At 65.3% G+C, this 14,355-nt stretch carries 12 protein-coding genes; 7 read left to right on the forward strand and 5 right to left on the reverse strand.

The window, feature by feature from the left end:
* Window positions 1–39 precede the first annotated feature (39 nt).
* The 3 genes from cysD to M2332_RS01510 are packed head-to-tail and all read left to right on the forward strand — an operon-like array spanning window position 40 to window position 3,610.
* The gene (cysD, locus tag M2332_RS01500) at window positions 40–945 is read left to right on the forward strand and encodes a sulfate adenylyltransferase subunit CysD (protein ID WP_181559499.1); all 906 of its coding nucleotides are present in this window, start codon (window positions 40–42) and stop codon (window positions 943–945) included.
* Entirely contained in the window at window positions 945–2,879 is a 1,935-nt protein-coding gene (cysN, locus tag M2332_RS01505; RefSeq protein ID WP_264572677.1) for a sulfate adenylyltransferase subunit CysN, read from the forward strand. Before cysD ends, cysN begins: the two co-directional genes overlap by 1 nt.
* Complete coding sequence (locus M2332_RS01510) at window positions 2,876–3,610, forward strand: 3'(2'),5'-bisphosphate nucleotidase CysQ (protein WP_264572678.1); 735 nt, start codon at window positions 2,876–2,878, stop codon at window positions 3,608–3,610. The genes cysN and M2332_RS01510 overlap by 4 nt, the downstream gene beginning before the upstream one ends.
* An 8-nt stretch (window positions 3,611–3,618) precedes the next feature.
* Here M2332_RS01510 and M2332_RS01515 read toward each other — a convergent pair whose 3' ends face one another.
* Window positions 3,619–4,113 carry a nuclear transport factor 2 family protein gene (locus M2332_RS01515; protein WP_264572679.1) on the reverse strand — a complete coding sequence of 165 codons (495 nt, stop codon included), beginning with the start codon at window positions 4,111–4,113 and terminating at the stop codon, window positions 3,619–3,621.
* 192 nt (window positions 4,114–4,305) lie between these two features.
* Between M2332_RS01515 and M2332_RS01520 the strand changes: the two genes are divergently transcribed.
* The gene (locus M2332_RS01520) at window positions 4,306–6,873 is read left to right on the forward strand and encodes a TonB-dependent receptor (RefSeq protein WP_264572680.1); all 2,568 of its coding nucleotides are present in this window, start codon (window positions 4,306–4,308) and stop codon (window positions 6,871–6,873) included.
* Window positions 6,874–6,876: 3 nt separating this feature from the next.
* Here M2332_RS01520 and M2332_RS01525 read toward each other — a convergent pair whose 3' ends face one another.
* From M2332_RS01525 to M2332_RS01540, 4 genes are all read right to left on the reverse strand, one after another.
* Complete coding sequence (locus tag M2332_RS01525; RefSeq protein WP_264572681.1) at window positions 6,877–7,470, reverse strand: GNAT family N-acetyltransferase; 594 nt, start codon at window positions 7,468–7,470, stop codon at window positions 6,877–6,879.
* Window positions 7,467–7,895, reverse strand: a complete 429-nt coding sequence (locus M2332_RS01530) for a ketosteroid isomerase-related protein (RefSeq protein ID WP_264572682.1) — start codon at window positions 7,893–7,895, stop codon at window positions 7,467–7,469. Before M2332_RS01530 ends, M2332_RS01525 begins: the two co-directional genes overlap by 4 nt.
* 96 nt (window positions 7,896–7,991) lie before the next feature.
* On the reverse strand, window positions 7,992–8,213 hold the full coding sequence (locus M2332_RS01535) for a hypothetical protein (protein ID WP_264572683.1): 222 nt from the start codon (window positions 8,211–8,213) through the stop codon (window positions 7,992–7,994).
* A gap of 140 nt (window positions 8,214–8,353) precedes the next feature.
* Window positions 8,354–8,839 (reverse strand): RNA pyrophosphohydrolase, encoded by a 486-nt coding sequence (locus tag M2332_RS01540; protein ID WP_181559507.1) that lies wholly within the window; start codon window positions 8,837–8,839, stop codon window positions 8,354–8,356.
* A gap of 158 nt (window positions 8,840–8,997) precedes the next feature.
* Between M2332_RS01540 and M2332_RS01545 the strand changes: the two genes are divergently transcribed.
* From M2332_RS01545 to M2332_RS01555, 3 genes are all read left to right on the forward strand, one after another.
* Window positions 8,998–10,869, forward strand: coding sequence for a 2-oxoacid:acceptor oxidoreductase subunit alpha (locus M2332_RS01545; RefSeq protein WP_264572684.1), 1,872 nt, complete (start codon window positions 8,998–9,000; stop codon window positions 10,867–10,869).
* On the forward strand, window positions 10,866–11,912 hold the full coding sequence (locus tag M2332_RS01550; RefSeq protein WP_264572685.1) for a 2-oxoacid:ferredoxin oxidoreductase subunit beta: 1,047 nt from the start codon (window positions 10,866–10,868) through the stop codon (window positions 11,910–11,912). Before M2332_RS01545 ends, M2332_RS01550 begins: the two co-directional genes overlap by 4 nt.
* Before the next feature lie 92 nt (window positions 11,913–12,004).
* Window positions 12,005–14,353, forward strand: coding sequence for a PAS-domain containing protein (locus tag M2332_RS01555; protein ID WP_413715973.1), 2,349 nt, complete (start codon window positions 12,005–12,007; stop codon window positions 14,351–14,353).
* Window positions 14,354–14,355 lie beyond the last annotated feature (2 nt).

Raw genomic sequence — 14,355 nt, forward strand, 5'->3', positions numbered from 1 at the left:
ATCGACAATGCCACCGGCCCATCCAGTCCAGGACTTTCCATGACCCGTACGCTCACGCATCTCGAACGCCTCGAAGCCGAGAGCATCCACATCATGCGTGAGGTGGCGGCCGAGGCGGAAAAGCCGGTGATGCTCTACTCGGTGGGCAAGGACAGCGCGGTGATGCTGCATCTGGCGCGCAAGGCCTTCTATCCCGCGCCGCCGCCCTTTCCGCTGCTCCATGTCGATACGACATGGAAGTTCAAGGCGATGTACGAGCTGCGCAACCGCATGGCGGAAGAAAGCGGCATGGAACTGCTCGTCTACCAGAATCCCGAGGCCAAGGAGCGGGGCATCAACCCGTTCGATCATGGCCCGCTGCACACGGACATGTGGAAGACCGAGGGCCTCAAGCAGGCGCTCAATCTCTACGGCTTCGACGTCGCCTTCGGCGGCGCGCGCCGCGATGAGGAGAAGAGCCGCGCCAAGGAGCGCATCTTCTCCTTCCGCACCGCGAGCCATGGCTGGGATCCCAAGAACCAGCGCCCGGAGCTGTGGAACCTCTACAATGCGAAGAAGGCCAAGGGCGAGAGCATCCGTGTCTTCCCGATCAGCAACTGGACCGAGCTGGACATCTGGCAATATATCCAGCTCAACCGCATCCCCATCGTGCCGCTCTACTTCGCACAGCCGCGCCCGACCGTGGAGCGGGACGGGATGCTGCTGATGGTCGATGACGAGCGCTTTCCGCTGCGCCCCGGCGAGGAGCCGGTGATGCGCTCGATCCGCTTCCGCACATTGGGCTGCTACCCGCTCACCGGCGCGGTCGAGAGCGAGGCGAGCACGCTGTCGGAGGTCATTCAGGAAATGCTGCTCACCACCACCAGCGAGCGGCAGGGCCGCATCATCGACAAGGATGGCGGTGCCGCGAGCATGGAGAAGAAAAAGCAGGAGGGCTATTTCTGATGGCCGACGCCACCCTCGAGACGCCGGTCTACCAGACCGATGCCCTCATCGCGCAGGATATCGATGCTTATCTGGAGCAGCATCAGCACAAGTCGCTGCTGCGCTTCATCACCTGCGGCAGCGTGGATGACGGCAAGTCGACCCTGATCGGGCGCCTGCTGTATGACAGCAAGATGATCTTCGAGGATCAGCTTGCCGCGCTGGAGGCGGACAGCAAGCGCGTCGGCACGCAGGGGCAGGAGATCGACTTCGCGCTGCTGGTCGATGGTCTCGCCGCCGAGCGCGAGCAGGGCATCACCATCGATGTCGCCTATCGCTTCTTCACGACGGAAAAGCGCAAGTTCATCGTCGCCGATACGCCGGGTCACGAGCAATATACCCGGAACATGGTGACGGGAGCCTCCACGGCGGATCTTGCCGTGATCCTCATCGACGCGCGCAAGGGCGTGCTGACCCAGACGCGGCGGCACAGCTATCTCGCCAAGCTGGTCGGCATCCGCCACATCGTGCTCGCGGTGAACAAGATGGATCTGGTCGGTTACGACCGCGCCGTGTTCGACAAGATCGTCGCGGATTATGCCGCTTTCGCCAAGGAAATCGGCATCGAGCAGTTCGTACCCATGCCGATCTCCGGTTTCAAGGGCGACAACATCACGACCCTCTCGGCCAACACACCCTGGTATCAGGGGCCGACGCTGGTCGATTATCTGGAGACGGTCGAGGTCGATAACAGCGCCGATCAGGCCCGCCCGTTCCGCATGCCGGTGCAATGGGTCAATCGGCCGAACCTGGATTTCCGCGGTTTCTCGGGCCTGGTCGCCAGCGGCGCGATCAAGCCGGGTGATGCCATCCGCGTGCTCCCCTCGGGCAAGACCAGCACGGTCACGCGCATCGTCACGCTGGATGGCGATCTGGACGAAGCCGTTGCCGGCCAGTCGGTGACGCTCTGCCTTGCCGACGAGGTCGACTGCTCCCGCGGCGACGTGATCGCGTCCGCCGAAAATCCTCCGCAGGCCGCCGATCAGTTCGAATCCACCGTTGTGTGGATGTCCGACGATGCCCTGATTCCGGGCCGGGCCTATTGGCTCAAGATCGGCACGCAGACTGTGTCCGCAACGGTCCAGCCGCCCAAATATGTCGTCAACGTCAACACCATGGAGCATCTCGCAGCCAAGACGCTGGAGCTGAATGCCATCGGCGTTGCCGAGCTAACGACCGACAAGGCCATCGTGTTCGAGCCTTATGCCGAGAACCGCACGCTGGGCGGCTTCATCCTCATCGACAAGATCACCAATTCCACCGTTGCGGCGGGAATGTTGAACTTCTCACTGCGGCGGGCGCAGAATGTCCACTGGCAGGCGATGGATGTCAGCCGTGAGGCCCATGCGGCGCAGAAGGGCCAGCAGCCTGCGGTGCTGTGGTTCACCGGCCTGTCCGGCTCGGGCAAGTCGACCATCGCCAACATCGTCGAGAAGAAGCTGTTCGCGCTGGGCCGCCACAGCTTCCTGCTCGATGGCGACAATGTCCGCCATGGCCTGAACAAGGATCTGGGCTTTACCGAGGCCGACCGGATCGAGAATATCCGCCGCGTCGGTGAGGTGACCAAGCTGATGGCCGATGCCGGGCTGATCGTGATCACCGCCTTCATCTCGCCCTTCCGCGCCGAGCGGGACATGGTCCGCGCGATGTTGCCGGCGGGCGAGTTCATCGAGGTGTTCGTCGACACTCCGCTGGCCGAGGCGGAGCGCCGGGACGTCAAGGGCCTCTACAAGAAGGCCCGTGCCGGCGAGCTCAAGAACTTCACCGGGATCGACAGTCCCTATGAAGCGCCCGAGAAGCCGGAAATCCGCATCGACACCCAGGCCCTCACGCCCGAGCAGGCGGCGGACCTCATCGTCGAGCGCATCGTGGGCGTGTGGAGCCCGGATCTGTGACGGACGCAGAGCTGGCCGCGCACCTCGCGGAGGAAGCGGGCCGGCGGCTGCTCGGCCTGCGGGATGAGGCGCGCTTCGATGGAAAGGCGCTGGGCAATGAGGGCGATGCCCTCGCCAATGCCTATCTATGCGAGGTGCTCGGACGCGAGAGACCCGACGACGGCCTGCTCTCCGAAGAGAGCCGCGACACAAAGGATCGGCTCGCCAAGTCCCGCGTCTGGATCGTCGATCCGGTCGATGGCACACGCGAATATGGCGAGGCGCGGGCGGACTGGGCGGTCCATGTCGCGCTCGCGGTGGATGGCGTGGCCGCCCTTGGTGCCGTCGCCTTGCCGGACATGGGGCTGGTGATGCGCTCGGACCGGCCCATCGCCGTGCCGCCGGCACCTGCGACGCCCCGCATGGTCGTCAGCCGTACTCGCCCGGCGCCGGAGGCGCTGTCGGTCGCACAGGCGCTGGGTGCCGAGCTAGTCCCGATGGGCTCGGCCGGCGCCAAGGCGATGGCGGTCGTTCGCGGCGCGGCGGATATCTACCTGCACAGCGGCGGCCAATATGAGTGGGACAGTTGCGCACCCGTCGCCGTCGCGCTGGCCCATGGTTTGCATTGCTCCCGCATCGACGGCACGCCGCTGCGCTACAACCAGGCCAATGTCTACATGCCCGATCTGCTGATCTGTCGCCCCGACTATGCCGACCGGGTGCTGGCCCTGGTCGGCGCGAAGGCGGGGTGACGGGCGGGTTACCGCTTGATGATGAGCGATTCCGGGCGCTTGCGCGGCACCCATTCGCCCTTGCCGGGGAAGTTCTTCAGCACTTCGCCATCCCAAAGGCGCACGGTGCGACGATGGAACAGCCAGGCGCCGTCCGCCCCTTTCACGGCATGGTCGTCATACCAGCCGGCAAAGCGCAGCAGATAGGGCGGCTCGCCCTCGCATTCGGTCACGAAGGCGAAGGAACGCATCTTTACCGATCCGTCCGGCTGCGGCAAGAACTGCGTCTGGGTGACATGATGCTGCCGGCCCGGAAAGCCCGGCGCATTGCGATAATGCTCGGCAATGCCGCGAATGCCCTCATGGCCTTCCCAGATGTCTGGATCCTCGAAGACCTCCTCCACCATGCGCGCATCGGGGGTGAAGCAGGCGACCAGGGCATCGACATCGCCGGTGTCCAGCGCCCAGCTATAATTGGCTATAAGATCCTGCAGGCCAAGTCTGTCTTCAATGGGCAAAGTCATTGCGCGCCTCTCCTCTTATATGTGCCATCCCTGCAGCGGGGCAGGGTGACATTTTAGTACAAATTGGAGGATTGAAGGCGGCGGCGGCATTTTGCAATGCGGTCTTGGCAGACAGGACAGAAATGAACCCGTTTCGCTGTTTGCCATCCTCATCCGGCCGAGCCTCGGCTCTCCCTCGTTCTGAAGGTTTCTATGCCCGCCAACCGACGCACTGCCGCCGCACTGTTCCTGGCGACCTCGTCCTTTGCCCTGATGCCCGCAGCGGGAGCGCAAGAAGCGGATACCCACCTCGATGAGGGCGTGGGGACGGATATCGAGGAGATCGTGGTCAGCGGTCAGCGCGAGCGGGGCGCGGTCATCGGCAATGCCACCCCTGAGTTGCAGTTGCGCCCTGCAGACATCCGGGCCCTGGGCGTCAGCACGATCAGCGACCTGCTGACCGAACTTGGTCCTGAGCTGCAGAGCGCGAGCGGGAAGCCGCCGGTGACGTTGCTCGAAGGGCACCGCATTTCCGGCTTCCGCGAGATCGCCCGCCTGCCGGCCGAAGCCATCGCGCGGATCGATATCCTGCCGGAAGAAGTTGGGCTTCGCTATGGTTACGGCGCCGACCAGAAGGTTATGAACATCGTCCTGCGCCAGCGCTTCCGCGCGGTCACGGCTGAGGTCGACGGCCGGGTGCCGACCGCGGGCGATGGCGCTTCGCTGGAGCTGGAGGGCGGCCTTTTCCTGATCCGCAACAGCCAGCGGGTGAACATCAGCGCCGAGCACGAGAGCATCGATCCGATTCTGGAGAGCGATCGCGGACTGGACCGCGCGGAGAGCCCGGCGCGCAGTCTCCAGGCCGCGCAGGAGACGCTGACGCTCAATGCCAGCTACAGCCGACCCCTGGGCGAACGCACCAAGGCGACACTGAGCGGCGAGCTGGTCACCAATCGGCGGGACAGCCTCGTTGGCCTTACCCTGCCGGGCGTGACGATTCCCGCCGGAACGCCTTATGCGCCGGGCGCGGACGATGTGCTGTTCTACCCACAACTGGAGGGCGCCGGCGCTCTGGGGCGCGCCTCCAGGAGCCAGACCGGCACGGTCGGCCTCACCGTCAATGCCGAGCGCAGCACGGGGCAATGGACGCTGACCGCCAATTATGCGCGTGCCGAGAGCCGCGTCATCACCGGCCGCCCGTTCGATCTGTCAGATTATGCCGACGCGCTGGCGGCAGGCGATCCGGCGGCCGACCCCAGCCTGCCGATCGATGCCGCCTTTCTCAACGCGCGCGCTGCGGACCTCACACGCAGCACCTCGGACACGGCGGACATCACCTTCATCCATAACCGGCCGCTATTCAGGCTGCCGGCCGGTGAGGTCATGGCCACGATGAAGCTGGGGGGCGCGCTCACGCGGATCGAGAATATGCGCGAGCGCGATCTGGTCCCTTCGGTTCGCGACCTTGGGCGGGACAGCGCGACCGGGTCGCTCACCGTGGACATCCCCCTCGTGCCCGCCTCCTCGGGCATCGGACGCATGTCCGCCAATGTCACGCTCGGGCTCGATCATTATTCGGATGCCGGCACGTTGCGGAACTTCGGGCTGGGTCTCAACTGGTCGCCGCTTGGCTTCCTGTCCCTCTCGGCCGGTTACAGCGATGAAGACTCCGCCGCGACGGTGGCCCAGATCGGCGATGCGCAGACCTTTACGCCCTTCGTACCGATCTTCGATTTCGCGCGCGGCGAATCCGTGCTGGTGACGACGATCACGGGCGGCAACCCCGATCTCGACAAGGCGCGGGTGAAGACGTTCCGGCTCGGAGCCGACATCTCGGTTCTGCGCGAGCCGCGCCTGCGGTTCGACATATCCTACAATCACCGCGCGACCGAGGGTGGGGTGTCGGCCTTTCCGGGCGTGACGGCGGACACCATCGGCGCTTTCCCGGAGCGGTTCGCGCGCGATGAAAGCGGCCGCCTCACGCAGGTAGACCTGCGCCCGATCAACATCGCCGAGCAGACGCGGGAAGTGCTCCGCTGGGGTTTCAGCTTCAGCAAACGCCTTGCCACCCCGCAGAGCCAGATCGATGCCATGCGGGCTGCGTTCCAACGGCGGCAGGCCGAGCGGACAGCGCGCGGGGAGACGGGCGGTGCGGATCGGCCGGGCAGGGGCGGGCAGCCCGGAGCAGACGCCCCGCCCGGCGCGGATGCACCCCCTCCGGGTGCTGGACCCGGTCCCCGGCCGGGCGGCTTTGGTCCTGGTGGCCCGGGTGGACGGGGCGGTGCAGGTGGCGGCGGCGGACGCGTCGATTTCTCGGTCCATCACGAGTGGGCGCTGACCAACACCACGCAATTGGCCCCGAGCCTGCCCGTGCTCGATCTGCTGGATGGCGATACGCTGGGCGACACCAGCGGGCCGTCGCGGCATCTGATCGAGCTGCGCACCGGCATTTCGCAGAGCGGCTACGGTCTGCGGCTGACCGGCAGCTGGCGCAGCCCCTCGCGCGTCAATGGCACGGCAGGGCTGCCGGCTAGCCAGCTGCGCTTTGGGGCGCTGGCCAAGGTGGACGTGCGGGCGTTCGTGAACTTCAATCAGATGCCCGGCCTGATCGAGAAAGCCTCGTTCCTGCGCGGCGCGCGGCTCCAGCTGGGGGTCGAGAATGTCTTCGATGCACGCCAGCGCGTCACGGATGGCAATGGCGCAGTGCCCTTCGCCTATCAGCCCGCCTTCATCGATCCGCTGGGCCGCACCGTCCGGTTGAGCTTCCGCAAGCTATTCTAAGCGCTACAGGTCGCGGGACCAGAACTGCATCGGGTGGCTGGTCTCGTCCGTCTGGTCGATGTCCTTCCAGCGATATTCTGCCATGACGCCCTCCAGCGGCTGATAGCCCCGCTTGCGCCAGAATGGGCCAAGGTCGCGGGCCTCAGCGGGGCGGAGCGGATGATCGGCAGGGCGAATGACGCCGCAAAAGCAGGTCGCCGTCGCGCCGGCCTCGCGTGCGGCGGCTTCGCGCGCATCGAAAAAGGCGTGGCCAAGCCCATGCCCACGATAGGCACCGAGCAGCACGGACTCGCCGAAGTAGAAGAGCCGGTCCACCTCGATGCCCCGCGCGCGGAATGGCGCCTGCAGCGGTTCGTCCTGCCCGATCATCGGCGAGGCGGTTGCTACGCCGACGATGGCGCGGACATCCCGGGCAATGACCAAAGCCGCATCGTCGCCGTCGAGAAACGCGCTCAGATAGCGCTGCTCGTAGTCGACCGAGCCGTCATAGAGATAGGGCCATTCGCGAAAGACGGTGATGCGCAGGCGGGCGAGATCGTCGATGGCGGCATGGCGCGCCTCGCGGTCCCGCAGCGTCTCGACGGTCAGGTTGCTCACGCTGGCGCGTCTTCCCGGCTGACCTGCGCGATCCAGTCGGCGAGATTATAATAGACGGTGACACGGCGGATCAGATTATCGCGCACCTCGAAGAAGGCCGCAGCCGGCAGCACATAGCTTTGGCCATGCGCGGGAGGCAGGCCGTCCTCGCCGACTAGATATTCGCCATAGACGATGAATTCCGCCGCGGCGCGACTGCCGTCCTCATTCACCATCAGCGCGATGTCGGCAAGGCGCTCGCGATAGGCGCGGTCCATGCAGCCCAGAAAGGCGCGGAAGGCGTCCTTGCCGGATTCCCGTTCGCCCTGATTGATATCATGCACCACATCGTCGGCGAGGCAGGCCAGCATGGTCTCGGCATCGCCGGCATTGAAGGCGTCATAATAGCGCGCGAGGAGGGCGCGGGTCTGGCTTGCTGAGGTCATCGCAGGTCTTTCGTGATCCATGGAAGGCGGATCGCTAACCTATTCCCGGTTCAACAATCGAGCGCAAGACATGGCCGAACTGGGTGCGCCTTGGCGTCAGTGGCAATAAGTCTGCTTGAGGGTCACCCCATCGATCATCAGGCCGCCCACGATCATCACCGCTCCGCAGCAGCTGGCGTAGAGCAGATAGCCCGCAAAGCCGGGATAGACCTCAAGATAATGGGCACCCCGCGCGGTCGCGCCCATGGCGACGCCGAAGATCGCGAGATAGGCCTCGAACTTGGTGCGAATGGTGAAGAGGCGGGCGATCTTGCGCATCTCTGGTCCTGTGCATCGCGAGTCCGAAGGGCGGACCGCAAAGGTAAGGATCGTGTTAACCATGCGCAATCGCAGGAGACGGTCGCGTTCGCCAGATGTGTCAGGATGGGACGGTGCCGGCGATCCCGCCGGCCCCGATTTTAGAGCAGGTGCGCAAATTCCTGCACGACGGCGCGATAAACCGGGCGCTTGAACGGCACGATCAGATCCACCAGCCGGTCGGACGTGACCCACTGCCACGCCATGAACTCCTGATGCTCGGTAGCAATGTCGATATCGCTGTCCTCGCCCTTGAAGCGCAGCAGAAACCAGCGTTGCGTCTGGCCGCGATATTTGCCACCCCACAGCCGGCCCATCAGCTCTTCGGGCAGATCGTAAAGATGCTCTTCGGTCGAGCGGGCGATGATGTCGACGAGATCGGCCGCAATGCCGGTTTCCTCGCCCAGTTCGCGCAGCAGTGCCTGCTCCGCCGTCTCGCCCTTGTCGATGCCGCCCTGCGGCATCTGCCAGGCATCGCCTTCCTTGGAATCGAGTCGCTGGCCTACGAACACCTCGCCCTGACGGTTCGCCAGCATGATGCCGACGCAGGGGCGGTAGGGGAGAGAGGCGGGGTCGATCTTGGTCATGACGAGGTCGCGATTTCATCCGTTAAAAGAAGTTCACGGCCGCGATGGCAAGCCGGAGAGAAAAAGGCAATGCTCTGTCGCGCGCAGCTTTTCTACTTTGCTCGGCTGGGCTCGACGGACTAGGGGCGATGCAACCACTGCATTACTAGAGTCTGAGCATGGCATCTGCCGCACCTACATCGACCATAACTCACAGCAGCGAAGAGGCTGCGCCCGAAGCCGTTGTCGTCCGTTTTGCCGGAGACAGTGGCGATGGCATGCAGCTCACTGGCGGGCAGTTCACCCTGTCCACCGCACTGGCAGGCAATGACCTTGCGACCTTCCCCGATTTTCCGGCGGAAATCCGGGCGCCGCAGGGCACGTTGTTCGGCGTTTCGGCGTTCCAGATCAATTTCGGCTCGTCCGAGATCACGACGGCCGGCGATGCGCCCGATATCCTGATCGCGATGAACCCGGCCGCGCTCAAGACCAATGTGGTGGATTTGAAGCCCGGCGGCCTCATCATCGCCGACACCGGCGAGTTCAACGAGCGCAATCTCGCCAAGGCGAAATATGAGAGCAATCCGCTGGAGGATGGCTCGCTGGCGCGCTGGCAGGTGCTGGCGTTCGATATTTCCGCGCTCACGTTGGAAAGCGTGAAGCCCTTCGGCCTTGGCAACAAGGAAGCGCTGCGCTCCAAGAACATGTGGACGCTCGGCCTGGCGCTGTGGATGTTCGATCGCAGCCGCCAGCCGATCATCGACTGGCTAAAGGCCAAGTTCGCAAAGGCGCCGGAGATCGCCGATGCCAACATCGCCGCGCTCAATGCCGGCCATGCCTATGGCGAGACCGCCGAGCTGGCCGCGCCGCTCAAGCAGCTCCATGTCGCCCCGGCGCCGGCCCCCGAGGGGCTGTATCGCACGGTGACGGGCGCCGAGGCGATCTCGCTCGGTCTCGTCGCGGGTGCGCAGCTGGCCAGCCTGCCGATGTTCTTCGGCGGTTACCCCATCACCCCGGCCAGCTCGATCCTGCATCATCTCTCGCGCCTCAAGGAATATGGCGTAACGACGTTCCAGGCCGAGGACGAGATTGCCGCCATCGCCAGCGCGATCGGCGCGAGCTATGCTGGGTCGCTGGGCGTCACCAGCTCGTCCGGCCCCGGCATCGCGCTGAAGGGCGAGGCGATGGGCCTCGCGATCATGACCGAGCTGCCGCTGGTGATCGTGAACTCACAGCGTGGCGGTCCGTCCACGGGCCTGCCGACCAAGACCGAGCAATCCGACCTCTATCAGGCCGTCTATGGCCGCAATGGCGATGCGCCGATGCCGGTCATTGCCGCCCGCTCGCCCGCCGATGCGTTCGATTGCGCCATCGAGGCCTGCCGGATCGCCATCGAATATATGACGCCGGTGATGCTGCTGACCGATGGCTATATAGCCAATGCCGCCGAGCCGTGGAAAGTGCCGGATATGAGCGGCTACACGCCGTTCGCCGTCAAGTTCCTCGATGCGGTGCCGGAAGGCGGTCTCAAGCCTTATGCCCGCAATGAGAAGCTGGCACGGCCGTGGATCAAGCCGGGCACGCCCGATCTCATGCACCGCATCGGCGGCATCGAGAAGGAAGTGAACACCGGTCACATCAACTACGCCCCGGCCAATCACCAGGCGATGACCGAACTGCGCCGCGACAAGGTGCTGGGCATCGCCAAGGGCGTGCGGCAGGAGGTGTCGCTGGGCGAGGAGAGCGGCAAGCTCGTCGTCGTCGGCTGGGGCTCGACCTACGGCCCGATCCATCAGGCGGTCCGGCGCGCCCGGCGCAAGGGGCTGGATGTATCGCACATCCACATCCGCCATATCTGGCCGCTGCCGGAAAATCTGGGCGAGCTGCTCGCTGGCTACGAGAAGATCCTCGTGCCGGAGATGAACACTGGCCAGCTCAAGACCGTGCTGCGCGACCAGTATCTGCTGGATGCCCGCCCGCTCAACAAGATCTCGGGCCAGCCTTTCCGCATCGCGGAGATCGAGGCGGCCATCGAGGGGATGCTCGCATGAACGACATGACCACATTGACCAAGCTGCGCGTCGAGACCAGCCTCAAGGACTGGGAGACCGATCAGGAGGTGCGCTGGTGCCCGGGTTGCGGTGACTACGCCATCCTGAAGGCCGTGCAGCGCACGCTGCCGCAGCTGGGCGCGGACCCCAAGAACACCGTGTTTGTCTCGGGCATCGGCTGCTCCTCGCGCTTTCCTTATTATGTCGAGAGCTACGGCTTCCACACCATCCACGGCCGCGCGCCGGCGGTGGCGACCGGCGTGAAGCTGGCCAATCCCGAGCTGGACGTATGGATCGTCACCGGCGACGGCGACGGGCTCTCGATCGGCGGCAATCACACGATGCACATTCTGCGTCGCAACCTCGATTGCCAGATCCTGCTGTTCAACAACGAGATCTACGGCCTCACCAAGGGGCAATATTCGCCGACCAGCCGGGAGGGGACCAAGAGCCCATCCACGCCCTTCGGTTCGGTCGACCATCCGGCGCGGCCCTGCGCCTTCGCGCTCGGCTCGGGTGCCCGGTTCATCGCGCGGGCCTATGACGTGTCCAAGCAGCTGCCGGACGTGCTCAAGGCCGCCTATGAGCACAAGGGTGCGGCGTTCGTGGAAATTTTCCAGAACTGCATCGTGTACAACAAGGATGTGTTCGCCGACTTCACCGAGAAGAAGAATGCCGATGTCGGCCAGCTCTGGGTGGAGCATGGCAAGCCGCTGCTCTTCGATAAGGGCGCTAAAGGCATCGCGCTCGACCGCGAGGCGCTGACGCTCAAGGTCGTGGACGTGGTCGATGGTGATTGGCAGGCAGCCGGCGTGATCGTCCATGATGTCACCAATCGCGCCGTTGCGCATATGCTGGTGGAAATGCCCTTCGGCCTGTTCCCGATGGCGCTGGGCGTGCTCTACGATGCCCCCAAGGCGAGCTTCGAGCAGGCGGTGGTGGAGCAGAACGCGCTACTGGCCAAGGGTAAGACGCCGGACCTGCAGAAGCTGGTGAGCCAGGGCCAGACCTGGACGGTGACGAAGGACGGCCCGGCGCTCTGAGGGCGCCGGTTCCTTTTCTTATCCGGCCAACGCCAAAGAAGGCGCAAGCCGGCCTTGTCTCAGGGTGGATTGGCCCGTAATCCACTCCCGTGATTGCCAATGTCCCGTTCTTTCCGCTGATCGTGGGGGCCGTGCTGGCCGTGTGGCTGGTGCTGGCGGTTTGGGCGCTGTTCACCGGCCTCTCGATGCGGCGCAAGGCGGCGCTGGCGCGCACGCACGCCGCGCAACTGGTCGATCTGCTGAATTCCGCGCCCGCGGTACCCTTGCTCATTCGCCCCGATGGCAAGCTGGACGCGCCGGACAGGCTCGCCGGATGGCTCGGCCGCGAGGCCGCGCCCACCGACCTCGATGGGCTGCTGGATGCAGATGGCGGCCTGGAGCCCGATCATGCCCGCGCGCTCGCGGCGGAGATCGCAGCGGCGCAGCAGGGCGGCCGACCCTTCACGCTGCCGGTGCGGGTCAACGGGTCGGACCGGATGCTGCTGGTGCGCGGCGGCCCTGTCGGCACGCGGCTCGGCAAGGCCGGCACGGTCGTGCTCTGGGTCTTCGACGCGACCGACAGCTTCGCGCAGATCCAGGAGCTGCGCGGGCAGGTCGGGCAGTATCGCCAGGCCCTCGATGCGCTCTCGGGTGTGATCGAGGCGGCACCCATGCCGGTCTGGCATCGCGGCGCCGATCATCAGATCAGCCTGGTCAACAGCGCCTATGTGAAGGCCGTGGACGGAAAGTCCGCGCAGGATGTCATCGAGCAGGGCATCGAGCTTGTCGAAGCAGTCGATGGCATTTCCCCGCGCGCATCCGCCGCCAATGCCGCCGCGCGCAAGGCCCCAACCGCTCGGATGCTGCCGGTCACCATCGATGGCAAGCGCCGGTTGATGAAGGTCGTCGATGTCCCGCTTGGCCCCTCGGGCGTTGCAGGTTACGCCATCGACATGCAGGAGCTGGAGGAGGTGCGGGCAGAGCTGCGCCACCTTTCGCAGGCGAACCGAGACATGCTGGACAGGCTGTCGGCAGGCGTCGTCCAGTTCGGTGCCAATCAACTGCTGCAGTTCTGCAATCAGCCCTTCCTCAGCCTGTTCGGCCTGACGCCGGAGACGGCGGCGTTTGACACCCATTTCGACCGGGTACTGGATGCCATGCGGGACAGCGGGCAGGTGCCCGACACGCCGGATTTCCGCGCATGGCGGCAGGAGCGCCGCAACTGGTTCCTCTCGCCCTCCGCGCATGAGGAGCAGTGGCGCCTGCGTGATGGCGTGCATCTGCGCGTCTACGCCCAGCCGCTGCCCGATGGCGGCCTGCTGGTCATCTTCGAGGACCGTACCGAGCATGTCCAGCTGGCCTCCGCGCGCGATACGCTGCTGCGGGTGCGCACCGCGACGCTCGACAATCTGTTCGAGGCGATTGCCGTGTTCGCCTCCGACGGTCGCCTGCATCTGTGGAACAGCCGCTTCACCAAGATCTGGTCCGTGCCCGACACGACCATGGCGGCGCATCCGCGCGTCGATGAACTCATGTCGGCGCTGGCGGATCGCCTGGCGCGACCCGAACAGGCAGGTCTTGTCCACCAGCTCATTCGGGCCGCGACGATGGAGCGCCGCCAGCGCGGCGGGCGCATCGCCTTTGCCGACGGGCGCTTCTTCGAATTTGCGGCCATCCCGCTGCCGGACGGCAACGCACTGTTCACCATGCTCGACACCACCGACAGCCGCCACATCGAGCAGGCCCTGCGGGATCGCAATGAGGCGCTGGAGGATGCAGACCGGGTGAAGACCGCGTTCGTCTCCAACATGAGCTACGAGTTGCGCACGCCGCTCACCTCCATCGTCGGCTTCGCCGAGATGATGGAAGCCGGCTATGCGGGCGAATTGAGCGCCCAGTCGCGTGATTATGTGAATGCCATCATGACGGCGACCACAAGGCTGACGCGGCTGATCGATAATGTGCTGGACCTGACTCAGGGTGCAGCGGGCGGCTTGCCTATCGAGAGGCGCGATATAGATGTGGCCGCGATGGTGCGGCAGGTTGTCGAGGGCCTGAGCGACAAGGCGGACTCGCGCGACGTGACGGTCGACATGTCGTTCGAGCAGGAGCCGGGCACCGTGTCGGGCGACGAGCGCCGGCTGCGGCAGGCTCTCGCCCATGTGGTGGATAATGGAGTGAGTTTCGTGAGCCGGGGCGGGCGGGTGCTTGTGCATGTGCAGCCCGCGCCGGACGTGGTGCGCATCATCGTGTCCGATGACGGCCCGGGCATCGATGCTAAGACACAGGCGCATCTGTTCGACGTTTTCGTGCGGTTCGGGCGTCACGGCGATGGGGCCAATCAGGGGCTGGGATTGCCGCTGGTGCGCCAGTTCGTGGAAGCGCATGGCGGCAGCGTCGATCTCGTCTCCGAGCCCGGGCAGGGGACCAGCGTTACCCTCACTCTGCCGCGCGGAGAATGATG

The sequence above is a fragment of the Sphingobium sp. B11D3A genome (assembly GCF_025961695.1).
Classification (GTDB): Bacteria; Pseudomonadota; Alphaproteobacteria; order Sphingomonadales; family Sphingomonadaceae; genus Sphingobium.

Coding starts and splice junctions, on each gene's coding strand:
- M2332_RS01515 (WP_264572679.1), bottom strand. CDS start 4,113: ATGACTTTGCCCATTGAAGACAGACTTGGCCTGCAGGATCTTATAGCC.
- M2332_RS01545 (WP_264572684.1), top strand. CDS start 8,998: ATGGCATCTGCCGCACCTACATCGACCATAACTCACAGCAGCGAAGAG.
- cysD (WP_181559499.1), top strand. CDS start 40: ATGACCCGTACGCTCACGCATCTCGAACGCCTCGAAGCCGAGAGCATC.
- M2332_RS01540 (WP_181559507.1), bottom strand. CDS start 8,839: ATGACCAAGATCGACCCCGCCTCTCTCCCCTACCGCCCCTGCGTCGGC.
- M2332_RS01550 (WP_264572685.1), top strand. CDS start 10,866: ATGAACGACATGACCACATTGACCAAGCTGCGCGTCGAGACCAGCCTC.
- M2332_RS01530 (WP_264572682.1), bottom strand. CDS start 7,895: ATGACCTCAGCAAGCCAGACCCGCGCCCTCCTCGCGCGCTATTATGAC.
- cysN (WP_264572677.1), top strand. CDS start 945: ATGGCCGACGCCACCCTCGAGACGCCGGTCTACCAGACCGATGCCCTC.
- M2332_RS01520 (WP_264572680.1), top strand. CDS start 4,306: ATGCCCGCCAACCGACGCACTGCCGCCGCACTGTTCCTGGCGACCTCG.
- M2332_RS01535 (WP_264572683.1), bottom strand. CDS start 8,213: ATGCGCAAGATCGCCCGCCTCTTCACCATTCGCACCAAGTTCGAGGCC.